Origin of the sequence: Vibrio wakamikoensis (assembly GCF_050337275.1) — a bacterium.
GTDB lineage: Bacteria > Pseudomonadota > Gammaproteobacteria > Enterobacterales > Vibrionaceae > Vibrio > Vibrio chaetopteri.
Genome location: NZ_JAKJST010000012.1, coordinates 168750 through 181583 on the forward strand (window position 1 = coordinate 168750; position 12834 = coordinate 181583).

At 46.2% G+C, this 12834-nt stretch carries 10 protein-coding genes; 2 read left to right on the plus strand and 8 right to left on the minus strand.

Going from position 1 to position 12834, the window contains the following annotated elements; translation table 11 throughout:
- Positions 1-2 precede the first annotated feature (2 nt).
- The 5 genes from L4C42_RS01515 to L4C42_RS01535 all read right to left on the minus strand — a co-directional run bounded on the left by L4C42_RS01515 (position 3) and on the right by L4C42_RS01535 (position 7139).
- Positions 3-1892, minus strand: a complete 1890-nt coding sequence (locus tag L4C42_RS01515) for a putative nucleotidyltransferase substrate binding domain-containing protein (RefSeq protein ID WP_353498480.1) — start codon at positions 1890-1892, stop codon at positions 3-5.
- 99 nt (positions 1893-1991) lie between these two features.
- A complete protein-coding gene (locus L4C42_RS01520; RefSeq protein ID WP_418641535.1) occupies positions 1992-3182 on the minus strand; it encodes an amino acid aminotransferase in 1191 nt (396 codons plus the stop codon).
- A gap of 297 nt (positions 3183-3479) precedes the next feature.
- Positions 3480-3788 (minus strand): hypothetical protein, encoded by a 309-nt coding sequence (locus L4C42_RS01525; protein ID WP_353498482.1) that lies wholly within the window; start codon positions 3786-3788, stop codon positions 3480-3482.
- A gap of 205 nt (positions 3789-3993) precedes the next feature.
- Complete coding sequence (asnS, locus tag L4C42_RS01530) at positions 3994-5394, minus strand: asparagine--tRNA ligase (RefSeq protein WP_353498483.1); 1401 nt, start codon at positions 5392-5394, stop codon at positions 3994-3996.
- A 125-nt stretch (positions 5395-5519) separates the two neighbouring features.
- On the minus strand, positions 5520-7139 hold the full coding sequence (locus L4C42_RS01535) for a methyl-accepting chemotaxis protein (protein ID WP_353498484.1): 1620 nt from the start codon (positions 7137-7139) through the stop codon (positions 5520-5522).
- Positions 7140-7428: 289 nt separating this feature from the next.
- On the opposite strand from L4C42_RS01535, the gene L4C42_RS01540 reads away from it, so the two are divergent.
- A complete protein-coding gene (locus L4C42_RS01540) occupies positions 7429-8016 on the plus strand; it encodes a hypothetical protein (RefSeq protein WP_353498485.1) in 588 nt (195 codons plus the stop codon).
- The gene (locus L4C42_RS01545) at positions 8013-9224 is read left to right on the plus strand and encodes a mannosyltransferase family protein (protein WP_353498486.1); all 1212 of its coding nucleotides are present in this window, start codon (positions 8013-8015) and stop codon (positions 9222-9224) included. The genes L4C42_RS01540 and L4C42_RS01545 overlap by 4 nt, the downstream gene beginning before the upstream one ends.
- A gap of 63 nt (positions 9225-9287) precedes the next feature.
- On the opposite strand, the gene L4C42_RS01550 is transcribed toward L4C42_RS01545, so the two are convergent.
- From L4C42_RS01550 to L4C42_RS01560, 3 genes are all read right to left on the minus strand, one after another.
- Positions 9288-10649, minus strand: coding sequence for an L-serine ammonia-lyase (locus L4C42_RS01550; protein WP_429759032.1), 1362 nt, complete (start codon positions 10647-10649; stop codon positions 9288-9290).
- A gap of 104 nt (positions 10650-10753) precedes the next feature.
- Positions 10754-12004, minus strand: coding sequence for an aromatic amino acid transport family protein (locus L4C42_RS01555; RefSeq protein ID WP_429759034.1), 1251 nt, complete (start codon positions 12002-12004; stop codon positions 10754-10756).
- A gap of 225 nt (positions 12005-12229) precedes the next feature.
- Complete coding sequence (locus tag L4C42_RS01560) at positions 12230-12823, minus strand: CoA pyrophosphatase (protein WP_353498489.1); 594 nt, start codon at positions 12821-12823, stop codon at positions 12230-12232.
- Positions 12824-12834 lie beyond the last annotated feature (11 nt).

A 12834-nucleotide genomic window follows, 5' to 3' on the forward strand; every position in this document is an offset into this window, starting at 1 on the left:
ACCTACTTAAAGTTGTTACTGGCTTGATAGCGGAACTTCAGGAAGTTCTGACCGTTGCTCAAGATTTGGAACGCATCTTTGAGATTGCGTCTTTCAAAGTCGGACAGGTTCTCTGGCTCGACGTTGTTGTCTGGCTCGATACCTTGCTCGACGTCGAGCGCTTGGTGTGAGATACGCACCATTGAGATAAATTCGAGGGCATCTTTAAGATCACGTGCGCGACCCTTGGGTAAAATCCCTGCCTCGTGGATGTCATCTAGACGCTCAAACGAGTTAGTTGAGCGTGAGCCGACCGCGAGGGCGTGCACACGGATAAGGTCAACCAAAGGTGCCGTACCACGTCGTTTAAGGTTGATAGAGTTGTTATGACGGCCATCCTTTTCCATCACAAAATCTTTAAAGAAGCCTAGAGGCGGCTTGCGGTTAAGCGCATTGCGTGCCAAACAGGCAAGGAAGCGGTTGTTGCGTCTCGCGCGTCTGACAATGAAGCTGTTGAGTTGCTCAGCCCATTTTAGCTTGCCATATACGCCATCTAGATCAAAGAAGATAGAGGCATTGAGTAGGGCTTTCGGGTTGGGGTCATCAATCCAATCAGCAAAGCAGGCTTCCCATTCTTTGCGGGTCATTCGCCACTCGGGATTGGTTGCCATGATATCGCCGGTGCAGTAGGTGTAACCGCAGTCCGCTAAACCATCGCAGATAAATTTGGAGAAGGCTTCAAAGTACTTACCGTGCTTGGCTTTATCATAGCTGTCATCAAGAATAATGGCATTATCTTGATCTGTGACTATGAGCTGCTCATCACGTCCCATAGAACCCAGTGCTAAGAAGCAATATGGGATCGGTGCTTGGCCTAATTCTTCTTCTGCGAGTTCAATGATACGCTGTTTAAAGCTTCGTCCGATCACCGACATTGCAGTGCCTACCATGTGGGCGTTAGCATCTTCATTCACCAAGCGCACGAAACTGTCGCGAACCTGTTCAGACAGTGCTTTGAGTTCTTCAATGGACTGTTGCTGGAAGATACTGCTTACTAGCAGCAGCGAGTTCTGCGATTCGTAACGAACGATATCGGTGGTTTCGATGATCCCCAACGGTTTTTTGTTTTTAAGCACCGGTAGATGATGGACGTTATAACGAAGCATGGTGAGCATGGCTTCGTAAACGTACGCGTTGTGATCAAGTGAAATTACGTCAGTAGACATGACAGAGGAGACTTCGTCTTGTGGATCTAGGTTTTCCGCAAGAACGCGTGTGCACAAGTCTCTGTCGGTAATAATACCGACGACGGGAGAGGAGTCATCTTCATCACTTTCGACGATTTCAGGGTCGATAATGAGCAGTGATGACACTTGTTCATCCGCCATAACGCGCGCGGCATTTTGGATACTACTGCTACGTTCAATAGTCGGTGCATCTCGGGTCAAAAGGGTTCGAACTTTTGATGTTGTAAGGTCGTTGGTGTTCTCATTGTTCGAGACGGTTTGGCGCAATCGAACCGTATCTTCTACTTCAACAAAGTCAGCGAAGGAGTCAAAGCCATCATATAGCTCCTGAAACACTTCAGCGGGAATGCAGTACACCAACGTATCTTCGACGGCTTTGGCGGGGAAACGTACCTTGTTGTTGGTAAGAAGACCCATTTGACCGAACAGATCGCCTTCATCAATTCGGTTGTATAGCTCACCTTTACGGCGGTAGATTTCGACGACGCCGCTGCGCACCATAAACAGATCTTGGATATCGTCACCAAAATGAATGATTGGGGTGTCTTCACGATAGTAGCCAATCTCGATTTGCTGTGAGATGTGTATCAGCGTTTCTTCAGGGAGTTCATCGAAAGGGGGATGAGAGGCCAGAAAGTTCTGGATTTCAATCAGTTCAGCGTCCATGACGAGCCTTATCAAATGGAGTATCTGTTAATACTACACGCTGAAACCAAAAAGGTCAGCTTACGCTGACCTTTGAGTTAATATTTTGATATTAGGACATTAAAGTACCGCAGCGATACCTTTACATAGTGGTCCCATATTTGATTTGGTCATGCCAGCAACACTGATACGGCCAGAGCCAACGATGTAGATAGCAAACTCTTCTTTCAGACGGTTCACTTGCTCTTTGCTTAGGCCAGAAAAAGAGAACATGCCGTTTTGGCGCTCGATAAAGCTAAAGTCTGCGTCAACGCCTTCTGCTTTTAGTGTCTCAACAAACAGTTCGCGCATATCTTGGATGCGATCACGCATCTCAGCGACTTCTTGTTCCCATTCAGCGCGCAGTGCAGCATCGTTAAGGATGTAAGTAACAACCGCAGAGCCGTGTGCTGGTGGGTTAGAGTAGATAGAGCGAATGATGCTCTTAACTTGAGAGAAAGCCGTTGTTGCGATCTCTTCTGATGCTGCGACGAGTGTGAAGGCACCTACACGCTCGTTGTAGAGACCGAAGTTCTTTGAGAATGAGCTCGCCACTAGGATTTCTGTATTGTACTTAGCAAATGTACGTAGGCCTTGTGCATCTTCTTCTACGCCTTTTGCAAAGCCTTGGTAAGCGAAGTCAAATAGAGGGATAAGACCTTTGTCTGCGACAAGTTTCGCTAGTTGCTCCCACTCGTCACTTGTTGGATCGATACCTGTTGGGTTGTGACAGCAGCCGTGTAGCAGAACGATGTCGCCTGCAGATGCCTGCTCTAGGTCCGCAACCATGCCAGTGAAATCTTTGTCTTTGCTTTCTGCATCGTAGTAACGGTATTGCGCGGTTTCGATACCTGCTGCGCTGAATACGCCGTTGTGGTTCGCCCACGTTGGGTTACTGATCCAGATTTTTGCATCGCCAAGTTGGCGCTTGATGAATTCACCAGCAACTCGCAGTGCACCCGTACCACCCGGAGCTTGAGCCGTTTTTGCGCGTTTTTCAGTTACGATTTCAGCATCTGCACCGAACAGCAGTTTTTGTACCGCTAGACTGTATTCAGCTGTACCTTCAATCGTTAGGTAAGATTTGGTTTTCTCCGTTTCTAAAAGTGCTGCTTCCGCTTTCTTTACGGTCGCTAGAACAGGGGTTTCACCTTGCTCATTCTTGTAGATACCAACACCTAGATTGATCTTTTCAGCGCGAGCGTCTTTTTTAAACTCTTCTGTTAGACCGAGGATAGGATCAGCGGGTGCTGCAACAACTTTTTCAAACATATTCTTCATCCATGTTAATTGAAGGGGGCGAAAAACCATTGGTAACGAAACGGTTACTTGGTGACAACAGCCTATTTATACCTTTCAAGGCTATACCTGACAACCACATTAAAGAAGAAAACAGAAAATTATTTTGATTTGAAACAGAAAAGGGAACAAATTGGGTGTTTGTGTATGAAAAGGTATGGGTTTATCGCTAACATACGGGGAGAAAGGTGTCACTAACGTGCTTTGCGCTGATGAATGTGAATGGCAGTATCTGCCAATCTTATAGCTAGACACGTTAGTGATAGCGGGTTAGTCGTCGTGGCCTTTCAATTGGTGCTCCGACTCAACGGCTTGAGTTTCGATATCGGGATTTTTATCGAACTTACTTTTCGCCCAATCATTAAGATGCTTCAGTATTGCGCTTGCAGCATGCTCTTTCGTCGCCTCTTCACTACTGCCAACATCTAGGTCTTGTTTAGGGTGTAATCCTGTTTCATCTTCTGCGACATGTAGCCAATCTGGGTGCCAATAGTAAGGCTGGCCGCTTGTGGACTCCCATTTATGTACGCCGTTGCTTTCACCGGAGTATTGGATATCGTTCTGTGTAAACTTGCCCATCAAAACACCTCGTGTTGTTGTTTTTCTTTAATCTAAATGTAGTGTGATTTTGATGGTTTACCAATGTAAAAAGTGCTTCGAAAACGAAAACTAAACACGCATTAATAGTGACTTTAAAACGGTATATCGAGTAATAAAAAAGACCACCTGTTGAGGTGGCCTTTGAAATAGCTAATTTGTGCGACTAACTGTTCTACGAAACAGCTTAGAAGTTCGCGCTACGTGGTGTACGTGGGAACGGGATAACGTCACGAACGTTGCCCATGCCTGTTACGTAAGACACTAGACGCTCAAAGCCAAGACCGAAGCCAGCGTGAGGTACTGTGCCGTAACGACGTAGATCGCGATACCAGTTCATGTGCTCTGGGTCGATATTCATTGCACGCATACGGTCATCTAGAACGTCTAGACGTTCTTCACGCTGTGCACCACCGATGATTTCACCGATACCTGGTGCGAGAACGTCCATCGCTGCAACCGTTTTACCGTCGTCGTTCAAGCGCATGTAGAATGCCTTGATGTCTTTCGGGTAGTTCTTAACGATGACTGGCGCTTTGAAGTGCTCTTCCGCTAGGAAACGCTCGTGCTCAGAAGACATGTCGATACCCCATTCAACTGGGAATTCGAACTCACGACCAGAGTCTAGAAGGATTTGGATTGCGTCTGTGTAGTCAACCTGAGCAAAGTCAGCATCTACGAACTGCTCTAGGCGAGTGATTGCTTGTTTGTCGATGCGCTGAGCAAAGAACTCAAGATCATCACGACGCTCTGCTAGTACCGCTTTAAACACGTACTTAAGCATGTCTTCAGCAAGCTTAGCCACGTCTTCTAGGTCTGCGAATGCAACTTCAGGCTCAACCATCCAGAACTCCGCTAGGTGGCGGCTGGTGTTTGAGTTTTCTGCACGGAACGTAGGACCAAACGTGTAAACCTTGCTTAGTGCACACGCGTAAGCTTCGGCGTTCAACTGGCCAGATACGGTTAGGAACGTCTCTTTACCGAAGAAGTCTTCGTTAAAGTCTACGTCGCCTTTTTCAGTGCGAGGTAGGTTCTCAAGGTCTAAAGTAGACACACGGAACATCTCACCAGCACCTTCAGCGTCAGACGCTGTGATAAGTGGCGCAGAAGTCCAGAAGAAACCTTGCTCATGGTAGAAACGGTGAATCGCTTGAGATAGACAGTTACGAACACGCGCAACCGCACCAATCACGTTAGTACGTGGACGAAGGTGTGCTACTTCACGTAGGTACTCGATTGAGTGACGAGTCTTAGCCATTGGGTAAGTGTCTGCATCTTCAACCCAACCAACTACTTTAACGTCAGTCGCTGCAAGCTCAAAGTCTTGACCTTTCGCTGGAGATTCTACGATTTTGCCCGTTACTTCCACTGAACAGCCAGTAGTCAGTTTTAGGATTTCTTCTTCGTAATTATTAAGATTATTTGGGACCACGGCCTGAATCGGGTCGAAACAAGAGCCGTCGTAGATGGCAAGGAAAGAGATTCCAGCTTTGGAATCACGACGCGAACGGATCCAGCCGCGAACAGTTACTTCACTGTCTACCGCTAGCTTACCGCTTAGTACGTCAGTTACAGGCGCGTAAGTCATGTTATTAATCATCTCCATGGAGGTAACAATACAACCCAATGATTATTGACCAATAATTAGTCAACTCATTGGGTTGCTACTAAATTTCTTTTCAAAGGGACATATTACCTGTCAATTTTCACGGTTCAACCTTTATTGTGGTTATTAAGCATAAATTGATTAAGTAATGTCTCCAACTGATGAGAAAGCTGTTGTAAGTCCATGCTGATTTGATGCGTTTGGGTCGCGCTGCTGGATGTTTCGTTTGCATGCTCCGTGATTGTGGCGGTTTTTTCACCGACACTTTCACTGGTTTGGCGGTTGGCTTGGATCTGATCCTGCACTTGACTAGCAAGCTCTGTCGTTGATTCAATTTGCGACACTACGGTCTGCATTTTGCTAGCGAGGGCTTGCACTTCATCAGCGCGCTGGTGGGCAGTGTCGGACACTTGATTGACTGCGTTAACTGAGAAACTACTGCCTTGTTGGAACTTGGCAATAATGGTTTCAATATCGTTGGTCGCTTCTGTAGTCCGACTGGCAAGGGAGCGAACTTCATCGGCGACAACGGCAAAGCCTCGGCCTTGCTCACCCGCACGTGCTGCTTCAATGGCAGCGTTGAGAGCCAACAGATTCGTTTGGTCAGCAATGCCTTTAATGGTGGATAGGATCGCAGAGACTTGTTCCGTCTGCTCATTGAGCTCAGAGATGTGCGTTGAGACTTCTGTTATATCTTGAACCAAGGACTCAATATCATCACTGGCGTTTTTCGCTTCCACGCTACTTAGACGAGTGAGCTCACAGGTTTCCTGCATTAATTGTGAGGCGCGCTGTGTTGCTTCGCTGACCGTTGCCTGTTGCTCTTTTAGCATCTGCATGTTGGCTTCAACCGCAGCGGTTTCATCAAGCTGACGCTTGGCAGTCGATTCATTGTTTTGCGCGATGTCAGTAAGTTTGTCGGCATTGCCACTGACGGTTTGAGCGGTCGACTGCACTTTGACTAGGCTATGTGAAACAGTATCTAGGAAGTCATTGATATCATTAGTAAGGTCGCCAACTTCGTCGTTTTGCTTGCCTTCTAATCGGATGGAGAGATCTTTGCTTCCACTCACTCGCGTCATAAATTTCGATGTAGTTTGCACCGGACCCACGATAAAGCGTCTCGCAATGAAAATGGTCGCGAGGTAGCCGATAAACGCTATGGCAGCCATAATGGCGACGGCAATCGCGGTGCGCTTGTTGATCATGCTATTTACATGACTGAGATTATACTCAATTCGAATTGCGCCCAGCACTTCACCTTCTTGAGACATGTGGCAAGCAATACAGTTGGTGCCGCGGTAGTTCTCGCTGGCTTTCATTGGCAATGCAACGACGAGGCCTTGCCCCCATTCTGCCTTAAATGGCTCCAACACGGTTTCTCCAAGTAGGGCACGTTTATCGATATCATCAAGCGCAACTTGATTGTCTAAACCTGGGCCGTAGAGTTTGCTCACAGCATCACCACGAAGCACTCGGACATTCTCGATATTCTCTTGAGCCAGAGCTTTACCTCGTAACGTTTCTTTTTGTGCCATGGTGCCGGTAAGCATCATCATATTCAAACTATCAAAATAGTTACTGGCTTTATCCTCTAGCTGCTCACTGAGTACCGAATAGATAAGGTTACGTTGCTGGTTGTATTGATAAGTGGTTGAAATGACAACGACGGTGCCAAAAACCAAGATAAGTGCGAGTAGGAGTTTATTTGTTATAGTGAGTCGCATAGTTATAATGTTAATTGTATGGGCTGACGGGGTGAATATTAAGTTAATAAATACTTAATGGAAAAGTGGATTTGTGGCAAAACCTCGAAAAGCTCATGGTTTTTAGTGCAAACTGCTTCAAAATTGAGAAATCACCCTTCATACGTGGTCGTACCATCACACTTATCAATTGATGCCGATTGACTATCACGAGGTCATCGAAACTTCATCAGTTCTTGACTCAAATCTGACAGGGTAGTGTGTTGTAAGGCGTAAAAATGAGGTTTGATGTTATTGAACGTTATCCAGCATGTCTTCACAACCCACTGAATTATCAGTAAACAATAGCTTCGCTAAGGTGAAAGCACAGGTACTTCGACCATTCGTATTCGCGTTGTTTATCACGCTTTCTTTGTATTACGTGTGGGTCTTGTATCTTGCCGTTCACCCGAATGTGTCAACGGCTTACCAGACCTATTACATCGACAAGAAAACTCGCTATTGGGGCCAAGAGAATATAGACCTCATTTGGCCTGAAATGGGGACTATCAATGTCGCAGAACCATCGCCATTTTTGAGCCGCCAAGGTTGGGAATCCTTACCGCAGAGAGAAGGTAGGGAGTTAGTGCACGATGCGAGCCTCTACTTTAACTTCGAAAAAACGCCACATAGCCCTGTTCGAATTAAAATTTCGCTTAATCAATCGATTACTGAGCCTGTTTATATTTCAGCAAACCAAGGCAGAAAGGTCATGTTGATGCCGTTAGAACTCAATTCACTAGAAACGACGTTACCCGCAAGTGTATTTTTGCGCGCTCAGCCAATTCAACAACTGCGATTTGAAACTGACGCCAGTTTGAATGTCCGACAGGTGACGATTACGGAGGCGGTGCAATGAGTATGACCAAACTGACCATGACAAATCCACAAAACGTTGCCGATTCTACTTTATTGCAAGAACAAACACGGTACGTTGATAAGCATTTACCAAGCTTGACGATTTCTAAGCAGCAGTGGATAACCCTAGTGGTTGCAGTTCTGTTCAGTCGTACGGTTTTCTATGCGCTAGGACTGATTGGAACGCATGCGTATAACCCAGAAACGGTTGTTAATATCGATATATGGCAACAGGTATGCCGTTTTGATTGTATGTGGTTTCAACGTATTGCCGATGATGGCTATGCATTGTTCCCGACTTATATGAAAGGTGGCAATGCGGCCAATTGGGCGTTTATGCCGGTGTCACCTTTGTTGGGCAAGCTGATGGCACTGTTAGTCAGAGACACCAATCTCGCGCTCGTTTTGGTTTCCAACCTGACATTTGTACTCAGTGTGGCTGTATTCCTGAAAGCGCTAAAGCAGTTAAGTTTCAGTGAGGAGATGCAAGACATCGCCATTTGGCTACTGTGCTTTTCTCCCTATGCGGTTTATGCCATGTCTGGCTACTCCGAGCCGCTTTATATCGCTCTCATCAGTGGCGTCTTCATTGCCTGCTATCGACAAAATTGGTGGGCAGTGGGCATGCTTGGGTTGGTAGCTGCGATCACTCGAAACTTGGGTGTCATGTTGGTGTTTTCAGTATTGATAGTGGGCTTTCAGGCTTATGGAGCGAGCAGTTTCTATCGGTTAAAGAACAATGCGCTCTCGGTAATTGCTGCAATTTGGTTGATTCCTCTGGGCTTCTTTAGCTATATGGCTTACTTGCATTTTCATATGGGGGATGCCCTGGCCTTTGGGCATATCCAGATTGCTTGGGGTAGGGAGTTCAGTAATCCAATTGAGTGGTTGGTTTATGGTGTGAAAACCGGAGGAGCAAAGCTCTATTTGGTGCTGGTATCGCTCATAGGATTCGCACTTAATGCTTACCTTTTCGTGAAAAAACGTTATGCAGAAGCGACGTTTATGCTCATCAATCTATTGATCCCGCTGTCATCGGGTGTGAATGCAATGCCGCGTTATATTTTTGGCTTGTATCCAACCTACTTAGCAATCATGCTCCTGCTTGAACGCTATCCAAAAGCGCGAATGCCAACCTTATTGACAGGTGCGGCTATCTCGACTTTTTTTGTCATTGGTTTTTATTCCAACGTATTCTTTACCGTGTAGATGCAAAAATGCCAAAACTGATTAGGTTTCGGCATTTATGTTATTGAGCGATCTGCAGGCCTATTAACAAACCACTTTAATCGCTAGACCGCCTTGCGACGTTTCACGATATTTCGCGTTCATGTCTTTGCCCGTCTCGAGCATGGTTTCAATCACTTTATCGAGTGAAACACGTGGAGCAGAAGCGCGGCGAAGAGCCATACGTGTCGAGTTAATCGCTTTTACAGCAGCGATACCATTGCGCTCGATGCACGGTACTTGTACTTGGCCTGCAACTGGGTCACAAGTCAAACCTAGGTTATGCTCCATAGCAATTTCAGCAGCCATACAAACTTGCTCAGGGCTGCCACCCATGAGCTCAGCAAGACCAGCTGCGGCCATTGAACATGCTACGCCAACTTCACCTTGGCAGCCTACTTCTGCACCAGAAATAGATGCATTTTGCTTGTACAAACCACCGATTGCGCCAGACGCAGCAAAGAAGCGGATGTAATCTTTCTCGGTGACGGTTTGAATGAACTTGTCATAGTAAGCCAGAACACCTGGAATGATACCGCATGCACCGTTCGTTGGTGCTGTAACCACTCGGCCGCCAGCTGCGTTCTCTTCGTTGACCGCAAACGCAAACATATTAACCCAGTCAACGACGGACATTGGATCCGTTGTGGTTTTTTCTGATGTGATCAATTGCTGACGAAGCGCTGCAGCACGGCGTGGAACGCGCAGAGGACCTGGCAGAATACCTTCTGTATTCATACCACGTTCCATACATTCGCGCATGGTGCGCCAGATGTTCGCAAAGTAAGTGCGCGTCTCTTCATCAGAATGAACCGCGTGCTCATTTGCCATCACGAGTGTGCTAATAGAAAGACCGTTGTCTTTACATAGGTTAACAAGCTCTTCAGCAGAGTTGAACTCATAAGGCGCTTTGAGAGCAGAGACCTCTTCTTTGCCAAAGTTTTCCTCGTCAACGATGAAACCACCGCCAATTGAGTAATACGTTTTCGAGTAAGCGAGCTCTTCATCGATCCACGCGTGGATCTGCATACCGTTTTCGTGCAGCTCTAGGTTGGTTGAATGAAAGTTCATTCCGCCTTCACGAGGGAAGGAAACCGTATGGCAATGCATACCAACCGGAAGACGTTCTGTCTCTTCTACGCGTGCAATAAATCCTGGGATAGAGTCAATGTCGACTTTTTCTGGCGAGTTGCCCGCCAAGCCCATGATGATAGCGATATCTGTGTGGTGACCTTTCCCTGTCAGTGATAGTGATCCATAAACATCTACAGTGATCTTAGTGATGTCTCTTAGCTTGCCCATGGTGCGTAGGTCATCGATGAACTCTTTACCGGCTTTCATCGGACCGACGGTGTGTGAGCTTGAAGGACCAACACCAATTTTGTAGATATCAAAAACACTGATCATACTGTTTTGCCTCTAGAAAAGCCCCTATACGAAATAGGGGCTCAAATTATCGTTATTGTGTATCGAGATACGGTTTAATCGAGATGTTCAATTGACAGCGTCAATTAAAAAGCGCCGTAGATTACCGAAGTAATCGCCGCAACACCACAAATTGCTGTAAAGATTTGTACAGGGGCTGAAGTTTGGAGCTTCGCCATCGCTGGAACTTTCTTCATTGCGTATACAGGCATCAGGAATAGGATAGCTGCAATCATCGGTGCGCCCATGGTTTCAATCATACCAAGGATGCTTGGGTTGATGATAGCGACGACCCAAGTTGTAACTACGATGAATACTAGAGACGCTTTCTCAATTTTACCGATTGGCGCTTTAGATCGAGACTTACCAAGACCCACTAGACCTTCGTGAGCACCAAGGAAGTGACCAAAGTAGCTTGAGGTAATCGCTGCGAAAGCAACAACAGGGCCAAGGATAGAGATAAATGGCGACTCGTGAACGTTAGCAAGGTAAGACAATACAGAGATGTTTTGCTCTTGTGCAATCGATAGTTGCTCTGGAGACAGAGATAGCACTACAGAGAATACGAAGAACATAACAAAGCCCATCAACATCATCGCAGCACCGCCAGTGATCATGTCTGTTTTCTTCACAGCGTCGTCACCGTATACGCGACGTTGCTCTTTAGAGAACTGAGAAATGATTGGGCTGTGGTTGAATGAGAATACGATGATAGGGATAGCTAGCCAGATAACTGAAGGCATTGAACCCCAATCAGGGCTCACGCTCATCATTGATGTATTCCAGTCTGGAATTAGATAAACAGACAGAGCTAGAAGGATGAATACCAATGGGTAAACCATTGCAGACGTCGCTTTTAGCATTAGTTCTTTGCCGAATACAACACCACATGTCATTGCAGCGATAAGACAGCCAGATAGCAACCAGCGTGGGATAGACTCCATGCCCATTTGGTTTACTAAGAACGAATCTACTGTGTTTGTGATACCAACACCGTAGATTAGAACAATCGGGTAAATGGCGAAGAAGTAAGCGAAAGTAATAAGGTTTGCACCCGTTTTACCAAAATGCTCTTCAACGGTGTCAGTGATATCTGCGTCTGGGTTTTTAGCAGAAAGTACGAAACGCGCTAAGCTCTTGTGCGCAAACCATGTCATTGGTGCTGCGATTAGGGCTAGGATTACTAATGGCCAGAAGCCGCCAGCACCCGCTTTAATAGGAAGGAAAAGTACGCCAGCACCAACGGCTGTACCGAAAAGAGAAAGTGCCCACGTGAAATCTTTGTAGGTCCACTTAGACGCAGCGCGACTCGCTGCCGCAGTAGTTGTGGTAGTCATAGTTAATACTCATTTTTTGGGAACAGGAAATAAGTCGGCCGCAATATTGCACGTAAATTGCAGCCAAAAACTAGATCTAGGTCATGGTTTGCGTTGGCTTATTCATTGGGGCTATATTTTGCAGGTTTAGTCACGTTTTATTCGTGCTACTGATTAGATGGGTTGATGGGTGGCATTAGTAAAACTAATGCCATTTTAGGCAAACGATTGGCTTTTTACTTTTAGTTAACTTGGCAAAAGTTGAGTCTGTAGGTTTTCGATGATCTGTGCTGTTACGCCCCAAATAAAGTGTTCTTTATAAGGAATAGACAAAACACGGTGGTTCTGTCCGCGAATTTGAAAACCTACAGCCGAAAGATTGGTCGGGGAAGCGAGAAACTCCAGTGGTACCTCGAATAAGTAGTCGACTTCGTTGGTGTCAATTTTAGGTCGATATTTAGGCTCAATAAACGCGAGTACCGGTGTCACGTTGAACGCCGTGACGGTTACGAGCTTGGGAAGGTAGCCAATCACGGAAATATGATTGCTACTGATACCTATCTCTTCTTCTGTCTCTCGAAGTGCTGTAATGATAGGGCTTTGATCACTTGGCTCTACCTTACCACCAGGAAAGCTAATCTGGCCTGGGTGGTGTTTTAAATGGCTGGCTCGTTTGGTAAGGATGACGTGAAGCTTGGCTTCACGTTCTACTAACCCTATTAACACACTGGCCTCACGCAGAGAACCTTTGTCTATATTTGCGGTACGTAGTTTAGTCTCTTTATGGTAGTCCTCGGTTTGCTGCAGTTGAAAGCGCGATAAAAACTCAGATTTCGTCATACTACTATTCG

Bases quoted from the DNA above. Each gene is read 5' to 3' on its own strand.
- L4C42_RS01515 (WP_353498480.1), bottom strand. From the start codon at position 1,892: ATGGACGCTGAACTGATTGAAATCCAGAACTTTCTGGCCTCTCATCCC.
- L4C42_RS01520 (WP_418641535.1), bottom strand. From the start codon at position 3,182: ATGTTTGAAAAAGTTGTTGCAGCACCCGCTGATCCTATCCTCGGTCTA.
- L4C42_RS01525 (WP_353498482.1), bottom strand. From the start codon at position 3,788: ATGGGCAAGTTTACACAGAACGATATCCAATACTCCGGTGAAAGCAAC.
- asnS (WP_353498483.1), bottom strand. From the start codon at position 5,394: ATGACTTACGCGCCTGTAACTGACGTACTAAGCGGTAAGCTAGCGGTA.
- L4C42_RS01535 (WP_353498484.1), bottom strand. From the start codon at position 7,139: ATGCGACTCACTATAACAAATAAACTCCTACTCGCACTTATCTTGGTT.
- L4C42_RS01540 (WP_353498485.1), top strand. From the start codon at position 7,429: ATGTCTTCACAACCCACTGAATTATCAGTAAACAATAGCTTCGCTAAG.
- L4C42_RS01545 (WP_353498486.1), top strand. From the start codon at position 8,013: ATGAGTATGACCAAACTGACCATGACAAATCCACAAAACGTTGCCGAT.
- L4C42_RS01550 (WP_429759032.1), bottom strand. From the start codon at position 10,649: ATGATCAGTGTTTTTGATATCTACAAAATTGGTGTTGGTCCTTCAAGC.
- L4C42_RS01555 (WP_429759034.1), bottom strand. From the start codon at position 12,004: ATGACTACCACAACTACTGCGGCAGCGAGTCGCGCTGCGTCTAAGTGG.
- L4C42_RS01560 (WP_353498489.1), bottom strand. From the start codon at position 12,823: ATGACGAAATCTGAGTTTTTATCGCGCTTTCAACTGCAGCAAACCGAG.